At 64.5% G+C, this 16,115-nt stretch carries 13 protein-coding genes and 1 pseudogene; 8 read left to right on the forward strand and 6 right to left on the reverse strand.

Annotated features, from left to right (window positions below; translation table 11 throughout):
* Positions 1 to 100 precede the first annotated feature (100 nt).
* The 5 genes from fadI to PG879_RS08215 all read left to right on the forward strand — a co-directional run bounded on the left by fadI (position 101) and on the right by PG879_RS08215 (position 5,594).
* Positions 101 to 1,411 carry an acetyl-CoA C-acyltransferase FadI gene (gene fadI, locus PG879_RS08195; RefSeq protein WP_052815040.1) on the forward strand — a complete coding sequence of 437 codons (1,311 nt, stop codon included), beginning with the start codon at positions 101 to 103 and terminating at the stop codon, positions 1,409 to 1,411.
* Positions 1,411 to 3,561, forward strand: a complete 2,151-nt coding sequence (fadJ, locus tag PG879_RS08200) for a fatty acid oxidation complex subunit alpha FadJ (RefSeq protein ID WP_052815039.1) — start codon at positions 1,411 to 1,413, stop codon at positions 3,559 to 3,561. Before fadI ends, fadJ begins: the two co-directional genes overlap by 1 nt.
* A 248-nt stretch (positions 3,562 to 3,809) precedes the next feature.
* The gene (locus PG879_RS08205; protein ID WP_005325161.1) at positions 3,810 to 3,950 is read left to right on the forward strand and encodes a TIGR02808 family protein; all 141 of its coding nucleotides are present in this window, start codon (positions 3,810 to 3,812) and stop codon (positions 3,948 to 3,950) included.
* Positions 3,951 to 4,139: 189 nt separating this feature from the next.
* Positions 4,140 to 4,697 carry a YaeQ family protein gene (locus PG879_RS08210; protein WP_052815038.1) on the forward strand — a complete coding sequence of 186 codons (558 nt, stop codon included), beginning with the start codon at positions 4,140 to 4,142 and terminating at the stop codon, positions 4,695 to 4,697.
* A 12-nt stretch (positions 4,698 to 4,709) separates the two neighbouring features.
* Positions 4,710 to 5,594 (forward strand): AEC family transporter, encoded by an 885-nt coding sequence (locus PG879_RS08215; protein WP_052815037.1) that lies wholly within the window; start codon positions 4,710 to 4,712, stop codon positions 5,592 to 5,594.
* A 206-nt stretch (positions 5,595 to 5,800) separates the two neighbouring features.
* On the opposite strand, the gene PG879_RS08220 is transcribed toward PG879_RS08215, so the two are convergent.
* The 4 genes from PG879_RS08220 to PG879_RS08235 all read right to left on the reverse strand — a co-directional run bounded on the left by PG879_RS08220 (position 5,801) and on the right by PG879_RS08235 (position 10,124).
* On the reverse strand, positions 5,801 to 7,030 hold the full coding sequence (locus PG879_RS08220; protein WP_052815036.1) for an MFS transporter: 1,230 nt from the start codon (positions 7,028 to 7,030) through the stop codon (positions 5,801 to 5,803).
* 55 nt (positions 7,031 to 7,085) lie between these two features.
* The gene (locus PG879_RS08225; protein WP_052815035.1) at positions 7,086 to 7,856 is read right to left on the reverse strand and encodes an ABC transporter ATP-binding protein; all 771 of its coding nucleotides are present in this window, start codon (positions 7,854 to 7,856) and stop codon (positions 7,086 to 7,088) included.
* A complete protein-coding gene (locus PG879_RS08230) occupies positions 7,849 to 8,901 on the reverse strand; it encodes a FecCD family ABC transporter permease (protein WP_053288212.1) in 1,053 nt (350 codons plus the stop codon). The genes PG879_RS08225 and PG879_RS08230 overlap by 8 nt, the downstream gene beginning before the upstream one ends.
* Positions 8,902 to 9,002: 101 nt before the next feature.
* Complete coding sequence (locus PG879_RS08235; protein WP_052815033.1) at positions 9,003 to 10,124, reverse strand: ABC transporter substrate-binding protein; 1,122 nt, start codon at positions 10,122 to 10,124, stop codon at positions 9,003 to 9,005.
* Between the two features lie 596 nt (positions 10,125 to 10,720).
* On the opposite strand from PG879_RS08235, the gene PG879_RS08240 reads away from it, so the two are divergent.
* A complete protein-coding gene (locus PG879_RS08240; RefSeq protein WP_232097980.1) occupies positions 10,721 to 13,939 on the forward strand; it encodes an ExeM/NucH family extracellular endonuclease in 3,219 nt (1,072 codons plus the stop codon).
* A gap of 158 nt (positions 13,940 to 14,097) precedes the next feature.
* On the opposite strand, the gene PG879_RS08245 is transcribed toward PG879_RS08240, so the two are convergent.
* A complete protein-coding gene (locus PG879_RS08245) occupies positions 14,098 to 14,637 on the reverse strand; it encodes a glycine zipper 2TM domain-containing protein (protein WP_010674678.1) in 540 nt (179 codons plus the stop codon).
* Positions 14,638 to 14,960: 323 nt separating this feature from the next.
* Between PG879_RS08245 and PG879_RS08250 the strand changes: the two are divergent.
* A pseudogene (locus PG879_RS08250) lies at positions 14,961 to 15,521 on the forward strand (AMP-binding protein); the annotation flags it as partial.
* A 57-nt stretch (positions 15,522 to 15,578) separates the two neighbouring features.
* Here the strand turns inward: PG879_RS08250 and tnpA are convergent.
* Positions 15,579 to 15,983, reverse strand: coding sequence for an IS200/IS605-like element ISAs26 family transposase (gene tnpA, locus PG879_RS08255; RefSeq protein WP_041211383.1), 405 nt, complete (start codon positions 15,981 to 15,983; stop codon positions 15,579 to 15,581).
* A gap of 58 nt (positions 15,984 to 16,041) precedes the next feature.
* On the opposite strand from tnpA, the gene PG879_RS20580 reads away from it, so the two are divergent.
* The coding region (locus tag PG879_RS20580; RefSeq protein ID WP_257710508.1) for a helix-turn-helix domain-containing protein at positions 16,042 to 16,115 on the forward strand (74 nt) is incomplete at its 3' end.

The following is a 16,115-nucleotide window of genomic DNA, read 5'->3' on the forward strand; positions in this document are numbered from 1 at the left end:
GACAATTTAGTTTCAATCAGCTGTATGAAAGTTGTGAGTGGATTGTTAAGATGCGGCGCAATGAGGTCTGACCTCTGCCTTTTCAACCCAAGGAGCCAGGATGAAACAGCCATTGAAACTGACGACTCGCCAGGGCGAACGGATAGCCGTCGTGGCGGGTCTGCGCACCCCCTTTGCCAAGCAGGCCACCGCTTTTCACGGCGTGCCTGCGGTGGATCTCGGCAAACTGGTGGTGAGCGAGATGCTCGCTCGCACCGATCTCGATCCCATGCTCATCGACCAACTGGTGTTCGGCCAGGTGGTGCAGATGCCGGAAGCGCCGAACATCGCTCGCGAGATCGTGCTCGGCACCGGCATGAGCGTCAGCACCGATGCCTATAGCGTGTCGCGCGCCTGCGCCACCAGTTTCCAGGCGGTGGCCAACGTCACCGAGTCCATCATGGCCGGCACGGTGGACATCGCCATCGCCGGCGGTGCCGACTCCTCTTCCGTACTGCCCATCGGGGTCAGCAAGTCTCTGGCCCGCGCCCTGGTGGATCTCAACAAGGCGCGCAACCTTCAGCAGCGTTTCAACATCCTGCGTCGCCTGCGTCTGAAGGACCTGCTGCCGGTGCCCCCGGCCGTGGCCGAGTACTCCACCGGTCTCTCCATGGGGCAGACCGCCGAGCAGATGGCCAAGACCCACCAGATCAGCCGCGAGGCGCAAGATGCGCTGGCCCACCGCTCCCACACCCTGGCGGCCGAAGCCTGGGCGCAGGGTAAATTGAGTGGCGAGGTGTTCACCGCCCACGTGCCCCCCTACAAGTCGCCGCTGGAGCGGGACAACAACATCCGCGAAGGCTCGGATCTGGCGAGCTACGCCAAGCTCAAGCCGGTGTTTGACCGGGCTCACGGCTCGGTGACCGCCGCCAACGCCACTCCGCTCACCGACGGCGCCGCCGCCGTGCTGATGATGCGTGAAGGGCGTGCCCGCGAGCTCGGTCTGGAGCCGCTGGGCTACATTCGCAGCTTCGCGTTCTCCGCCATCGACGTGTGGCAGGACATGCTGATGGGCCCCTCCTACGCCACGCCGCTGGCGCTGGACCGCGCGGGCATCACCTTGGCTGATCTCACCCTCATCGACATGCACGAAGCCTTCGCTGCCCAGACCCTGGCGAACCTCAAGATGTTTGCCAGTGCCGAATTTGCCCGTGACAAGCTGGGCCGGGATCAGGCCATCGGCGAGGTGGACATGGACAAATTCAACGTGCTCGGCGGCTCTTTGGCCTACGGCCACCCCTTTGCCGCCACCGGGGCGCGCATGATCACCCAGACCCTGCACGAACTGCGGCGCCGGGGCGGGGGACTGGGGCTCAACACCGCCTGTGCGGCGGGTGGGCTGGGTGTGGCCATGGTGCTGGAGGTGGAATGATGAACGAGAAGACTTTTTCCCTGGAAATTCGCAAAGACGGCATCGGCATCCTCACCATGGATGTGCCCGGTGAGAGCATGAACACCCTGAAGGCCTCCTTTGCGGACGAGATCCGCCACCTGCTGGCCGAGGTGCGGGGGAACGGGGATCTGATCGGCCTGGTGATCGTCTCCGGCAAGAAGGACTCCTTCATCGCGGGGGCCGACATCGCCATGCTGGCAGCCTGCACCAGCGCCCAGGACGCCGAATCGCTCTCCCGGGCCGGGCAGGATGTGTTCGCCGAGATCGAATCCCTGGGCATACCGGTGATCGCCGCCATCCACGGCCCCTGCCTCGGCGGCGGGCTGGAGCTGGCGCTCGCCTGCCATGGCCGGGTGGTGACCGATCACGCTAAAACCGTGCTGGGGCTGCCGGAAGTGCAGCTCGGCTTGCTGCCGGGCTCCGGCGGCACCCAGCGTCTGCCGCGCCTCATCGGGGTGGCCAAGGCGCTGGATCTGATGCTGACCGGCAAGCAGGTGCGGGCCAAGCAGGCCAAGAAACTCGGGCTGGTGGATGACATGGTGCCCACCTCCATTTTGCTGGAAGCCGCCATCAAGCTCGCCAAGAAGGGCAAGCCGCGCCACCGCCTGAAGCGGGATCTGCAGGGCAAGGTGCTGGAGACCAACGCGCTCGGGCGCAAGGTGCTGTTCGATCAGGCCCGCAAGGGGGTGAAGGCGAAGACCCGGGGCAACTACCCGGCGCCGGAGCGCATCATCGAGGTGGTGCGCATCGGCGTGGAGGAGGGGATGCAGGCCGGCCTGCTGGCCGAGGCCCGCCACTTCGGCGAGCTGGTGATGACGCCGGAATCCGCCGCCCTGCGCTCTATTTTCTTCGCCACCACAGAGATGAAGAAAGAGGTGAGCTATCAGGGGGCCGAGCCCCGCAAGGTGGCCCATGCGGCCGTGCTGGGGGGCGGCCTGATGGGGGGCGGCATCGCCTTCGTCACCGCCACCAAGGCGAGGGTGCCGGTGCGGATCAAGGATGTGGCGAGCGCCGGCATCGGCAACGCCATGCGCTACAGCTACGACATCCTCGCGAGGAAGCTCAAGCGTCGCCAACTGCTGCGCAGCGAACTGGAGAAACAGATGAGCCTGCTCACCGGCACCCTGGACTACTCCGGCTTCCACCGGGTCGACATGGTGGTGGAGGCGGTGTTCGAGGATATCGATCTCAAGCACCGGATGGTGCAGGACGTGGAGCGCGAGTGCGCTGAGCACACGGTGTTTGCCTCCAACACCTCCTCCCTGCCCATCCACCAGATCGCCTCGGCGGCGACGCATCCGGAGCGGGTGGTGGGGCTGCACTACTTCAGCCCGGTGGACAAGATGCCGCTCGCCGAGATCATTCCCCACGCGGGTACCAGCGCCGAGACGGTGGCCACCACCCTGGCGTTCGCCCGGGCCCAGGGCAAGACCCCCATCGTCGTGAAGGACGAGGCGGGTTTCTACGTCAACCGCATCCTGGCCCCCTACATGAACGAGGCGGCCCGCCTGGTGCTGGAAGGGGAGCCGGTGGAGGTGCTGGACGGCGCCCTGCTCGACTTCGGCTTCCCGGTGGGCCCCATCACCCTGCTGGACGAGGTGGGGATCGACGTGGGGGCCAAGATCTCCCCCATCCTCGAAAAGGAGCTGGGTGGTGAGCAGTTCCAGGCCCCCAAGGCGTTTGACAAGCTGCTGGAAGACGATCGCAAGGGGCGCAAGAACGGCAAGGGCTTCTACCTCTATGGCAAGGCGGCGCCGCGCAACCGGCTCACCGGCAAGGAGGGCAAGAAGACGGTGGACGCGAGCGTCTACGACGTGCTCGGCGTCAAGCCCCAGGCCAGGCTGGCCAGGCAGGAGATCGCCGAGCGCTGCGTGCTGCTGATGCTCAACGAGGCGGCCATGGCGCTCGACAGCGGCGTGGTGGCCTCGGCCCGGGACGGCGACATCGGCGCCATCTTCGGCATCGGCTTCCCGCCGTTCCTGGGCGGCCCCTTCCGCTACATGGACAGCCTCGGCATCGACTATCTGGTGGGGCGCCTCGAGCACCATCAGAAGCGCTTTGGCGACCGCTTTGCCCCCTGTGCGCGGCTCAAGGCGATGGCGGCGGAGCAGCAGCGCTTCTATGGCTGAGGCGTCTGCGTGACAAACAGGCGGGGCGGCCCTGGGTCGCCCCGCCTTTTTTGTCCAAGCCAGGGGCCTCGGGGAGCGGAAAACGGGGTGACAAGGGGCTAAATTATTGATCTGGCGCAAACTGGTGCCCCATTTATTACTTTGGTGGCATAGGACTCAGGCGCGGGTTGAGGTCAAATAGCCTTATCAGGAGCGGGGACTACCCCGTCGCGAAAGGGACACCCATTTCACTGGATGAAGGACACACTATGAGTCTGCTCGAACAAACCATCTGGAACATATTGGGATACGGGGCCATGCCCTTTATCTTTCTGAGTGGCTTCGTGGCCGTGGCAGTCACCTGCTGCCTGCTGCTCAATGCCTTCGGGGTCAAGTCCGCCGAGAAGTGAGTCACTCTCGTTCATGCCGCCAAATGCCAGTCCTCGGACTGGCATTTGTTTTTTGTGTCTCCTGAAGCACTTATCCCGACCCTGATAGGGTAAAGGGAGCGCAAGACGGTCGAACCCGGCGGCCATTTTGATTACACTGACGCCCGGCATGTCCGCCCCTTTCTCTTTTATCAGGTGTTCACGACTTCTATGGCGCTCAAGGCAACCATCTTCAAGGCCCAGATCAGCTTGTCTGACATGGATCGCAATCTCTATCAGGACTTCTCCCTCACCCTGGCCCGTCACCCCTCCGAGACCGACGAGCGCATGATGATCCGCCTCGCGGCCTTCGCCTGGCATGCCGCCGAGCGGCTGGAGTTCACCAAGGGGCTCTCTGCCGACGACGAACCCGAGCTCTGGCGCAAGAACTACTCCGACGAGATTGAACTCTGGATTGAGCTGGGCCAGCCGGACGAGAAGCGCCTCAAGAAGGCGTGCAACCGTTCCCGCCAGGTAGTGCTCTACCTTTACGGCGGCCGTGGCACCAGCGTCTGGTGGAAGCAGAACCAGGGCAAGCTCGGTCTGCACGACAACCTGAGCGTCATCGAGCTCTCCGACAGCCAGACCCTGCCGCTGGCGGCCATGGTGGAGCGCACCATGCAGCTCACCTGCACCATCTCCGACGGCCAGCTCTGGGTCAGCAACGGCAGCCAGGAGGTCACCCTGGATCCCGTGGTGCTGATGGGACGTCCGGCCCGCGAACTCTGATCGGGAGCCCCCATGTTCAGCGCCCTGCTCAATATCGTCATCCCGGTGTTTGCGGTGGCGGGCCTCGGCGCCCTCTATGGGCGGCTGCGACCGGGTGGCGACCTGGGTTACATCAACCGGGCCAATATCGAGCTCTTTACCCCGGCGCTGGTCTTCTCGGCCCTGGTGAAATACCCGCTGGATCTGGCGGCGCACCTGCCGCTTGTCGCGGCTGGCGCCCTGGTGATTTTGCTCCCTGGCCTGCTGCTCGCCCTGCTCAGGCTCAAGGAGATAGCGCGGGCGGCCCTGATCCTGCCCGCCATGTTTCGCAACACGGGCAACCTCGGCATTCCGCTGATGGTGCTCGCCTTTGGCGAGCAGCAGCTCGGCGCCATCGTCATCCTGTTCGTGCTCTCCAACCTGCTCCACTTCACGGTGGGCATGTTTATCCTCTCGGCCAGTAGCTCCCGCTGGGGCTGGCTGAGAAGCCCCGTGCTCTGTGCCGCCTTCGCCGGCCTGCTGGTGGCCAACCTGCATATCCCGCTGCCGGAATACCTGGTGACCAGCGCCGCCCTGCTCGGTCAGATAGCGGTGCCCCTGATGCTGTTTGCCTTGGGGGTGAGGCTGATGGAGGGGGATCTGAGCCATCTGGGGCTGGCCCTCAAGTGCAACCTGCTCTATCTGCTGGCGGGGGGCCTCTCCCTTGGGCTCGCCGTCTGGCTGCTGCCCCTGGAGCCTGCCTGGATCCCGCTGCTGACACTCTCGGTGGCACTGCCCCCGGCGGTATTGAATTACATCCTGTGCGAGCAGTACCAGTGCCAGCCCGACAAGGTGGCCAGCATAGTGCTGGGCGGCAACGCGCTCTCGATAGTGGTGATCCCGCTGGCGGTCTGGTTGGCGCTGCATCTGGGGAGTTGACCCGGTCTTATTTTCACCTGCAAGGACGCCTGATGGCGTCCTTTTTATCGCCATCGTGCATGTCCGATGTTGCTTTGCTCATCGAGCACAGCCGAGCTTGCTCGCTTATCTGGCAAGGTCTTGAAACAGGTTCTGGTTAGCCGGATAAGGCAGAAAGTGGAAGGGGGAGGAAAGGGAATAAAACCGGGCGGCCAAGGCCGCCCTGTTTATTGATGGGTGGCCGGCTGAACCTGGCCATCCTTGCGCAGCTGGGTATAGAGGCCAACTCCAGCCAGCAGGCCGGCGAGGGCCAGCAGTGTCCAGATGGCGGTGGTGGGGCGGGTGCCCGCGTCCCCCAGCATAAAACCGATAAGCAGGTTGCCAAAGAGTGCCATGCAGCCGCCGGCGCTGGCATAGAAGCCGTAGTAGCTGGCGAGCTGGTCAGGGGGAGCGTAGCGGGGCAGCTGGGCGGCAAAGAGCGGGAAGCAGAGGATGGAGCCCAGGGAAAGCAGGGCCACCTGCGTCAACACGCCTGCCGTCGGCCAGGGGGAGAGCAGGGGCAGGGCGAGATAGCTCAGCCCCATCAGCCCTATGCCGAGCCCCATGGCGAGCGGCACCCCCAGACGGCGCTCCACCAGGCGCGATGCCGGCAGCTGGAGCAGGACGCCGATCACCGCCGAGAGGGTGAAGACGCCGCCGAGCAGCCGGGTGGCGTCCGGCAGGCTCTGGATATGGGCGGGCAGGGCCAGATAGAGCTGGTGGAACAGGATCTGGTAGCTGCCCGCGAGCAGGGTGAACCCCATGAAGGGGCGCTGGCGCAGGATGTCCCCCCACTGGCGCAAGATGGCGCCGCGCGGTCTCTGGTTGGCCACCGGGCGTTTGGGCAGCACCCGATACTGCAGCACCCCGAGCAGGGCGAAGAGGCTCGCCGCCAAGAGCCCTGTCAGGGCATAGCTCTGCTGGGTCAGGGTGAGGCCGACCAGGGGGCCGAGCAGCATGCCCGCCTGGCTGGCGAGATTGTGCAGGGCGAAGGCGCGCTGGCGCTGGCTCGGATTGTGGCATTCGCTCGCCAGATAGGCCTGGGCGCAGGGGGTGAACAGGGCCCCGGCAAAGCCAGTCAGGGTCGCCGCCAGCAGCAGTATGGGCAGGGACTCGGCCCAGCCCAGCAGCAGGAAGCCGACCGATCGCACCAGGCAACCCCAGACGATGGCGGGGTGATAGCCGATGCGATCCCCAAGCGTCCCCCCTAGCAGGAACAGCCCCTGCTGGCTGAAGACCCGCATCCCCATGACCAGGCCACAGGCCCAGCCGGCCAGGCCCAGGCCGCTGCCCATGTGCTGGGCGAGGAAGGGCATCATCATGTAGAAGCCGAGGTTGAAGGCGAGCCCATTGGTGATGAGCAGGCGGGCGGCCGGGCTCATACCCTGCCAGTCCCGCCAGTAGGAGGCGCCGTTCATGGTCGCCTCCCGCCACCGTGTCGGGAGGAGGTCGCCGGGGTGGCGCAGCACTGTGTCATGACGTCTTTCGCAGGGTTCTGAGGAAGGGGATGCCGCGCTGATCGTGGCTTATCTCCACCGGCACCTGGTAGAGGCGCTCGATGAGGGCCGCGTCGAGCACCCGGGCGGGGGGGCCGAAGGCTTGGAGCTCCCCCCCTGCCAGCACGATCAGCTGATCGGCAAACTGGGCGGCCAGGTTGAGATCGTGCAGCACCACCAGGGTGATCCACTGCTGATCCCGGGTCTGCTGGCACAGGTGCTCCATCAGCTGCATCTGGTGGTGCAGGTCCAGGGCGCTGACCGGCTCGTCCAGCATCATGATGCGGGGATCGCGCAGCAGCACCTGGGCGAAGAGCACCATCTGCCGCTGGCCGCCGCTCAGGGAGTAGAGGGGGCGATCCGCCAGATGGGCGATGCCGAGCGCCTGCAGGGCGCGGCCGGCCGCCAGTATGTCCTCGTCCGCGAGGCGCATGGAGAGGCTGTCGAGGCGCCCGAGCACCACCACCTCGATGACGCTGAGATCCAGCTCCAGCTGGATGTTCTGGGGCATGTAGCCAAACTGCTGGCGCCACCTGGCCTGCGTCATCTGGCGGGCACTCTGGTCCCCGAGGCGGATGTCGCCACTGTCCGGGGTCAGCTCGCCGAAGAGGGTGCGCATCAAGGAGGTCTTGCCGGTCCCGTTCGGGCCGATGATCACATGGACCTGACCCGGATGCAGAGTGAGGCTGAGATCCCGCAGCAGGGTCTGCTGGCCGAGGGAGAGGGAGAGTCGGGATATTTCAAGCACGTTTGCGCCCCCTGCCGAGGATCAACCAGATGAAGAAGGGCACGCCAATGAGCGCGGTGACGATGCCGATGGGGAAGAGGGCTCCCGGAATGATGGACTTGGAGAGCACCGAGGCCGCCGAGAGCATGCAGGCCCCGCACAGGGCGGAGAGGGGGATCAAAAAGCGCTGATCTTCCCCCACCAGCATGCGGGCGATATGGGGGGCCACCAGGCCGACGAAGCCGATCACGCCGACGAAGCTGGTGGCGGTGGCGGTGAGCAGGGCGACCAGCACCAGGGTCTTCATGCGCAGCCTGTCGACGTTGACTCCGAGGCTGCGGGCACGGGCTTCCCCGAGGCGCAGGCTGGTGAGGGCCCAGGCATCCCGGTAGATGAGCAGGGTGCAGATCAGGGTGACGACGGCGGTGATGATCAGGGAGTCCCAAGTGGTGCGCATCAGGCTGCCAAACAGCCAGAACAGGATCTGCTGGTTGAGCTCGGGGGAGGAGAGGAACTGCAGCAGGGAGAGCAGGGACTGGAACAGGAACAGCAGGGCGATGCCCGCCAGGATCAGGGTCTGGCTGCTGACATGGCGCATCATGGCCAGCCCAAACAGCAGGCAGGCGGCAAACATGCACACAATGAAGGCGCCGGCCGGGATGGCCACTAGGGGGGAGAGCCCGAGGCCGCCGGTGTAGAGGGCGAGCGCCGCGCCCAGGCCCGCCGCCGCCGCGAGCCCCAGGGTGTAGGGACTGGCGAGGGGGTTGTCCAGCAGGGTCTGCATCTGCACGCCGCCAAGGCCGAGGGAGGCGCCGACCACCAGGGCCATGAGGGCGATAGGCAAGCGCATGTCGTGGACGATGGTGCGGGTCATGGGATCGGCCTGGGCGGGGGAAACCAGGGCATCGATCACGTCGTGCAGGGCCAACAGGGAGGGGCCGGTGGCGATGTCGAGCACCAGGGTAATGCACAGGACCAGGGTGAGCAGCAGGAGCCAGTGCCAGCGACGGCGCTCCCGTTGCCGCTGCCGGGCGAGGGTCTGCTGCAGGGCAGCCAAATCATTCATGATGTCAATCCTGAAACGGGCGCCGCAAGAGGCGCCCACACAATCCAAGAGGGTTGCTGAAGAGGGCGTGGCCGAGGTGGGCCGCACCCGAATTGCCGGGGTTAGCTTGCGTCATCCTGCTTGATGCCCAGCATGAAGGTGCCCTGGGGACGGATGGGCAGGTAGTGCTGGTAGAACGCCTGATAGGTGGCCAGGGGAGCGAGATCCTGGAAAAGGTCCGGATAGAGGGCCTTAGCCATGAACTCGATGAGGGCGGCATCCATGATGCTGCGGGTGGCGCCGTGATAGACCGCGTAGAGGCGACCCTCCTTCACCGCAGGCAGCTCGCTCCAGCCCGGACGGGCAGCAAAGCCTTGCAGACGCTGGCGCACGGTCTCTGCCGACACATCCTGGCCCACCTGCATGGCGACGGCACTGCTCACGCTCTCGTAGCCCGCCATCAGGATCACCTCGGGCTTGCTCGCCAGCAGTTGTTCCGGGTGGATGGGGCCCCAGCGATCGACGAAGGGGGCGGCCACGTTGTCGCCACCGGCCAGCAGGGCCATGGCGCCCCACATGTCCTTGCCATAGGTGTAGCTGTACTCGGCCGGACCCTTGTCACCCAGCTCGATGTAGACCCGGGGCGGCGTGCGCTTCGCGGCGGCGATGCGGGAGGTGATGGTGTCAATCTTGGCCTTGTACTCGTCGGCCATCTTCCGGGCGCGGGCCTCCTGGCCGGTCAGCTTGCCAAGCAGCAGGGTGCTCGCCATGTGCTGTGTCAGGGTCTGGGCGTTGTAGTCGATGACCACCACCGGGATCCCCGCCTGCTCAAGGCGTGGCAGGTCGGCGGCCAGGGCCTCATATTGCCACTTCGCCAGGATCACCAGGTCGGGCTTGACCGCCAGGGTCTTCTCGATGGAGAAGCTCTGATCCTGTACGTTGCCAAGGTCGGGGACCTTGGCCAGTTGTGGCTGGCTGGCCACGTAGAGAGACCAGATGGCGGGACGGGACTTCATGAACCAGCCCAGGGACATGCCCACCAGGCGTTCGGCCCCGCCTTCACCGGCCACCGCCAGGTAATCTTCGGGATAGAAACCGAGCACGATGCGGCTTGCCGGAAGGCTGAGGGAGACCTTGCGGCCCATCACATCTTCCACTTCAACGGGGGGGGCGGCCTGCGCCATCCAGCTCACCAGGACGAGCTGGCCGAGCAGCAGCAACTTTGCCAGGGGGTGACGAAACATCTTGTAGCACCTCGAGAATAGAGACGGTCAAAAAAGAAAGTGAGAACTATTGCCATTCGCGAGCGCAAAAGCAACAAACGTTTGTGTCATCCCCTCTCTTGTTATTTCTGTCATTACTGAAACCGGTTCCACAAGAGCACCAGGAGAGAGTCTCATCCCGCGGTTTTCTGCCTTCTCGGGCCACGAAGGGGGTGGCGCCCGGTATGGCACCCATGGATTTGCCCATGATTCGGAGTCTGTGAGTGGCGCTGTTCACGAAATGGTACCGGGCAGAGGCCGCCGTAGTGTTCCCCCCGTCTGCCCCGGAGCCGATGTCGCTCCCTGACGGAGGCAGCCAGCAGGGGCTGGGGGGCGACAACTTCCTGCGCAGCGATGGCAGACACTGCCCATTCGGGTATTGCCCGTCACCTTGGCGCAACATTTTGTTGTCATTGTTAGCCAGCTCGCAGCAGCCCCGGCGTCGACGGGGCAGAGTGGGCGCGCAGTTTCGGCCGGGGGCTGACATGCCTCCCGCTGATGGCTGCATCCAAGGTGCTGCGGCCCGCCTTGTGCGGGGCGCCAATAACATGATCTGCAAATAAAAAAGGAAACTGACCATGTCAGGAAGACACTCTCTGGTGGCGCTGGCCGTCGGGCTGGCGCTCGCTGGACAGGCACAGGCACAACTGCTCATCACCGAATACCTGGAAGGGTCCGGCAACAACAAGGCGGTGGAGCTGAGCAACCTCGGCAGCGACGCCGTCGATCTCTCACAATACCGGCTGGCCCTCTACGCCAACGGCAAACCCATCAGCGAATCCCCCACCAACAGCCTGGCGCTGCAAGGCACCCTGGCCCCGGGCGCCAGTCTGGTGCTGGCCAACCCCTCCGCAAATGCCGAGATCCTGGCCAAGGCCAATCAGACCAGCGGCAACCTGGTGTTCAACGGCGACGATGCCCTGGTGCTCTATCGCGGCAGCGAGATAATCGACAGCTTCGGCCAGGTAGGGGTGGATCCGGGCACGTCCTGGGTCTCCGGCAACGTTTCGACCCTGGACATGACCCTGCGCCGCAAGGCCACCGTCACCATGGGCCGCACTGATGCGACGTCGCCTTTTGATCCGGCGCAGGAATACGTGGCCGCCCCGAAAGATGACGCCAGTGGCCTGGGTTGCAGTGGCGATGGTCCCTGCGATGGCACCCAGCCGCCCGCCTTCGTCTGCCCGGTGGATCAGTTGGTGCCGGTGCCCGCCATTCAGGGCCCCGGCACCAGCAGCCCCCTGGTGCCAGCCGGCAAGTTCGAATCGGAACAGGCTTACGCCACCCGCGGCGTGGTGACCCAGGTAGTGATCGGCCTCTACAAGGGCTTCTTCATTCAGGACGAGCAGGGGGACGGGAATGCGGCTACCTCCGACGGCCTCTTCGTCTACACCACCAAGGCCAACGCTGCCGTCGTGCCGGGGGCCGAGGTGTGTGTGTCTGGCAAGGTGAAGGAGTATTTCAACCAGACCCAGATCAACGCAGACGAGCTGGTGGTGACCCGGCCGCAAGGGGCCATCCCGGCTGCGGTGGATCTGCTGCCGGTGGCGGGCGAGAGCCTGAGCCAGCTGCTGGAGCGTCACGAGGGGATGCAGGTACGGCTGGTGCCCGGTTCCAGCCTGGTGGTGACCCGCAACTTCAGCTTCGATTACGACGGCAAGCGCAACAACCTGGTGCTCTCTTATGGCGCGCCGCTCATCAAGTCGACCCAGAAATTTGCCGCCATGAGCCAGGAGGCGAGCGACTGGGCCCTTCGCAACCAGCAGAACCAGCTGGTGGTGGAGACCGACGCCAAGGCGCCGGACGGTGTGCTGCCCTGGTTCCCCGGCTTCAACGCCGAGGACGGTTACCTGCGCATCGGCGACAAGCTCAACGGGCTGGAGGGGGCGCTTGGTTACTCCTACAACCTGTTCAGGCTGGTGGCCAGCAATCGCATCGACGCGAGCCAGATAGATCACAGTGGCTGGGATCGGGTGGAAACCCCCGAGCTCGCCGAGGCGGGGGATCTGCGGGTCGCGAGCTTCAACGTGCTCAACTTCTTCACCACGGTCGTGGGCGGGGATGCCAACCCCACCGGCAGCAACCGGGGCGCCCTGACGGTGGCGGAGTTCGAGTTGCAGCGCACCAAGATAGTCAGCGCCATCACCCGCCTCAATGCCGACGTGGTGGGGCTGATGGAGATCGAGAACAACGGCTATGGCGACAACTCCGCCATCGCCAATCTGGTTACGGCCCTCAACGCCGCCCAGCCGGACGAGGCGGATCACTACCGCTGGATTGCCTCGCCGGATGGCAAGCCCATTGGCACCGACGCCATCACGGTGGGGCTCATCTACCGACCCGCCAAAGTGACCCCGGAGGGGGCCGCCAGCCTTATCGCGCTGCCGGTGCAGCAGGCCGAGGCGGTGGACGCCAGCGGCAAACCGGTGACCATCAATCAGGGGATGCGCGAGTCGCTGGTGCAGCGTTTCAGCTCGCCCAAGGGGGATGCGCCCCTGACCCTGGTGGTCAACCACCTCAAGTCCAAGGGCTCCGCCTGCTTCGAGGATTACCCCGACTACGCCAGCGCCGATCCGCTGGATGGCCAGGGCCACTGCAACGCGCTGCGGGTCTCCGCCGCCAAGGTGCTGGGGGAGCACCTCAAGGATCTGGCCGGGGATCTGCTGCTTATCGGCGACATGAACGCCTATGGCATGGAGGATCCCATCCGGGTGCTGACCGACTATGATCCGGCCGCCCAGGCGCGCCAGATCATGAGCGCCTCCTTCACCACTCTGGCGGGTCAGCCCTTCGAGGAGAGCGGCAGCGCCCTTGGCAAGGGGTATGGTCTGGTGAACCTCAATACCCGCTTCCATGGCACCGACACCTACTCCTACAGCTACGAAGGGGAGCTCGGCAACCTGGATCACGCCCTGGCAAACCCGAGCCTCGCGGCCAAGGTGATCGGCATCGAGGATTGGCACATCAACTCCGCCGAGAGCAACTTCTTCGAGTACGGCACTAAGTACAGCGGTCAGCTGGCGAAATCCGAAGGGCCCTTCAGCGCCTCGGATCACGATCCGGTGCTGGTGGCCATCCAGTATCCGCAGCCACCCGCCGGGGTATTGAGTCTCGAGAGCGCCGCTGCGAACGTGGAGGAGGGGAATACCTTGTCCCTGAGTGTCAGTCGCAGCGATGGCAGCCACGGGGAGGCGAGCGTCAGCTATCGCATCGTCTACGGCAGCGGGGACACAAGCGACGTGGCGCCCCTCACCGGCACCCTGCACTGGGCCGCCGGGCAGAGCGAGCCCCAGACCATCAGCATTCCGGTGAAGAGCGACACCCTGCACGAGGGGGACGAGACCTTTACCCTGGAGCTGTTTGACCCGAGCGGCGCGGCCCTGGGGGATCAGCACCAGACCCTGGTGACCATCAAGGACAAGCTGGCGCCGTCCACCATCTCGCTGGCGCGCGCCAGCATGACGGTGAACGAGGGGCAGTGGTTTGCCGAGATCCCCCTGGTGCGCAGCGGCGATCTGAGCAAGCCGGCCCGGGCCCGGGTGGCCCTTGACGGAGTCACGGCGCGCTGGGGGCTGGATTTCCTGCCCTGGTTCAGCCAGACCGTGAGCTGGGCTGCGGGCGAGGGGGGCAGCAAGTCGGTCAAGGTGCTGATCATCGATGACTGGTTTGTGGAGCCCACCGAGCAGTTCAGGGTGAGCCTCGATCGGGTGGAAGGGGGCCAGCCCGGCGCCCTGCAGCAGACCCGGGTCGACATCCAGGACAACGACAAGTCCTGGTGGCCCTTCGGTCGCCACTGAGGATGACGTCTCAATATAAAAAGGGGCCTGCGGGCCCCTTTCTTAGTTGGGAAGACTTTTGTTGGGAAGACTTGTTGCAGACAGGTTGGGTTGCGAAGATGAAAAAGGCCCACCGTCATGGCGGGCCTTCCTCATGGCAGGGCGCTCCTAACGGAGTATCAACCCTGCGCGTTGCTCAGTACCAGCTTGCCATCCTTGACCGGAATGGTGGGGCCGGGTTGCTTCTCCATGCGTACCACCCCCTCCTGGCCGGCGAGGCGGTAGGTGACGTCATAGCCGATGGTGCGGGTGCTGCTCTCCTGCACCGTCTTGCAGCGCTGCTCCGTGGTGGTGTAGGTATCACCGGCCTGCATGTTGCCCTGCACCTGATTCCCGGCATAACCCCCTGCCACGGCACCGGCGGCGGTGGCCACCTTCTTGCCGCTGCCACCGCCAAACTGGTGGCCGACCACGCCGCCCAGGGCCGCGCCAACCACGGTACCCAGGATCTTGTGCTCGTCCTGCACCGGCTTGCGGTGGGTCAGGGTGACGTTGCGGCACTCCTGACGTGGCGTCTTGATGGTCTCGGTCACCGGCTTGCTGGCCAGCACCTCGGCAAACTGGGGCTCTGATGAAAACAGGGATCCGCTGGCGACCGCCGACAATGCCAGCGCAGAGGCAACACCGATCCCGACACCTGCCAACATGGATTTGTTCATCACTCTTCTCCTTGTACTCATACCCGTTGAGGGCTTGGGATCATTCTTGGCATTTTGCGCCGCAGGCTCAAGGCAAGGGCCACGGGATCGCGACAGGGGCTGACTGCGCAAAAAGTGACCGCACAAAAATAGCGTCGGCGATTGGCGACAGGGGGAGCAGGGCCGAGGGCCCCTAAGACGTTTCGCTAATACCTGGGATCTGGCCCCCTTGATACCCTTTCATCCGGTTCCAGCCGGCATCCTGGCCCCGCATCAGGGCACAATGCCGGTCGTGGTGAACCGCGAGTGCCACCCCGTTTTGTGTCCCTGTGAGGAAGGATCCGATGACAGAGCAGAACATGTACGACGCCGGCCTTGGCAAGACGCCCGCCAATTTCGAGGCGCTGACCCCCTTGAGCTTTCTGGGGCGGGCCGCCCGGGTCTATCCCGACTATCCGGCGCTGATCCACGGCCCCTTGCGCCAGAGCTGGGCCCAGACCGAACGCCGTTGCCGCCAGCTCACCTCGGCCCTGCGCCGTCGCGGCATTGGCGAGGGGGACACCGTCTCCATCGTCGCCCCCAATGTGCCGGCCATGTTCGAGGCGCACTTCGGGGTACCCATGAGCGGCGCTGTGCTCAACACCATCAACACCCGGCTCGATGCGGACGCAATGGCCTTCATCTTCCAGCACGCCCAGAGCAAGGTGGTGCTGGTGGACCGGGAGTTCGGCGCAGTGGTGCGAAAGGCGCTCTCTCTCATTGACAGCCAGTCCCTGGTGATCGCCATCGACGATCCCCTCTACCGGGAAGGGGAGCTGATCGGCGAGCTCGACTACGAGGGGTTCATCGCCCTGGGGGACGGGGACGAACCCGGCTGGCTGCCGGCGGACGAGTGGCAGGCCATCTTAAATGCGAAAGGGGACTCCCTCCGACGTAGGTGGGAGGGGAATTTCGCCGGGGCGTCAGCCCCGCTGGTTTTGAATGTATTGCTTGATCACCTCCAACGGTGCTCCGCCGCAAGAGCCCGCAAAGTAAGAGCGTGACCAGAGTACGGGTTTGCTGTAAGCACCTCTCAAGTCCAGAAATTCATTACGCAGTCGCCTTGATGTGACCGCCTTTAACGAGTTCACCAGTACCGATAGCTGTACCGTTGGCGCGTACTCTATCAGCATGTGAACATGATCAGCCTCTCCGTCACACTCTTTCAGTTCCGCACCAAAATCTCTGCAAACCTCTGCCGCACACTGACTGAAGGAAGCGTGATGCAGATCCCCCAATATCGGCTTTCGATACTTGGTGATAAACACCAAATGTACGTGTAAAGCGTAGGCCGCATGGCGTGATTTATTAATTTTAGTGAATTGCATTCTGTCACTCAATCGGGCATTAATAGATATGGCAATAATGCTACACACTGAGCGCTAAATGCAAATTCTGAAAGCCTACAAATTCCGACTCGAACCGACCGAACAACAAGCGCAACGCCTGCGCCAGTTGGG

The sequence above is a fragment of the Aeromonas sp. QDB63 genome (assembly GCF_027707425.1).
Taxonomy (GTDB): domain Bacteria; phylum Pseudomonadota; class Gammaproteobacteria; order Enterobacterales; family Aeromonadaceae; genus Aeromonas; species Aeromonas caviae.

Excerpts from the sequence above, each read along its gene's own strand:
- fadI (WP_052815040.1), top strand. The coding sequence starts at position 101 with ATGAAACAGCCATTGAAACTGACGACTCGCCAGGGCGAACGGATAGCC.
- fadJ (WP_052815039.1), top strand. The coding sequence starts at position 1,411 with ATGAACGAGAAGACTTTTTCCCTGGAAATTCGCAAAGACGGCATCGGC.
- PG879_RS08205 (WP_005325161.1), top strand. The coding sequence starts at position 3,810 with ATGAGTCTGCTCGAACAAACCATCTGGAACATATTGGGATACGGGGCC.
- PG879_RS08210 (WP_052815038.1), top strand. The coding sequence starts at position 4,140 with ATGGCGCTCAAGGCAACCATCTTCAAGGCCCAGATCAGCTTGTCTGAC.
- PG879_RS08215 (WP_052815037.1), top strand. The coding sequence starts at position 4,710 with ATGTTCAGCGCCCTGCTCAATATCGTCATCCCGGTGTTTGCGGTGGCG.
- PG879_RS08220 (WP_052815036.1), bottom strand. The coding sequence starts at position 7,030 with ATGAACGGCGCCTCCTACTGGCGGGACTGGCAGGGTATGAGCCCGGCC.
- PG879_RS08230 (WP_053288212.1), bottom strand. The coding sequence starts at position 8,901 with ATGAATGATTTGGCTGCCCTGCAGCAGACCCTCGCCCGGCAGCGGCAA.
- PG879_RS08235 (WP_052815033.1), bottom strand. The coding sequence starts at position 10,124 with ATGTTTCGTCACCCCCTGGCAAAGTTGCTGCTGCTCGGCCAGCTCGTC.
- PG879_RS08240 (WP_232097980.1), top strand. The coding sequence starts at position 10,721 with ATGTCAGGAAGACACTCTCTGGTGGCGCTGGCCGTCGGGCTGGCGCTC.
- PG879_RS08245 (WP_010674678.1), bottom strand. The coding sequence starts at position 14,637 with ATGAACAAATCCATGTTGGCAGGTGTCGGGATCGGTGTTGCCTCTGCG.
- tnpA (WP_041211383.1), bottom strand. The coding sequence starts at position 15,983 with ATGCAATTCACTAAAATTAATAAATCACGCCATGCGGCCTACGCTTTA.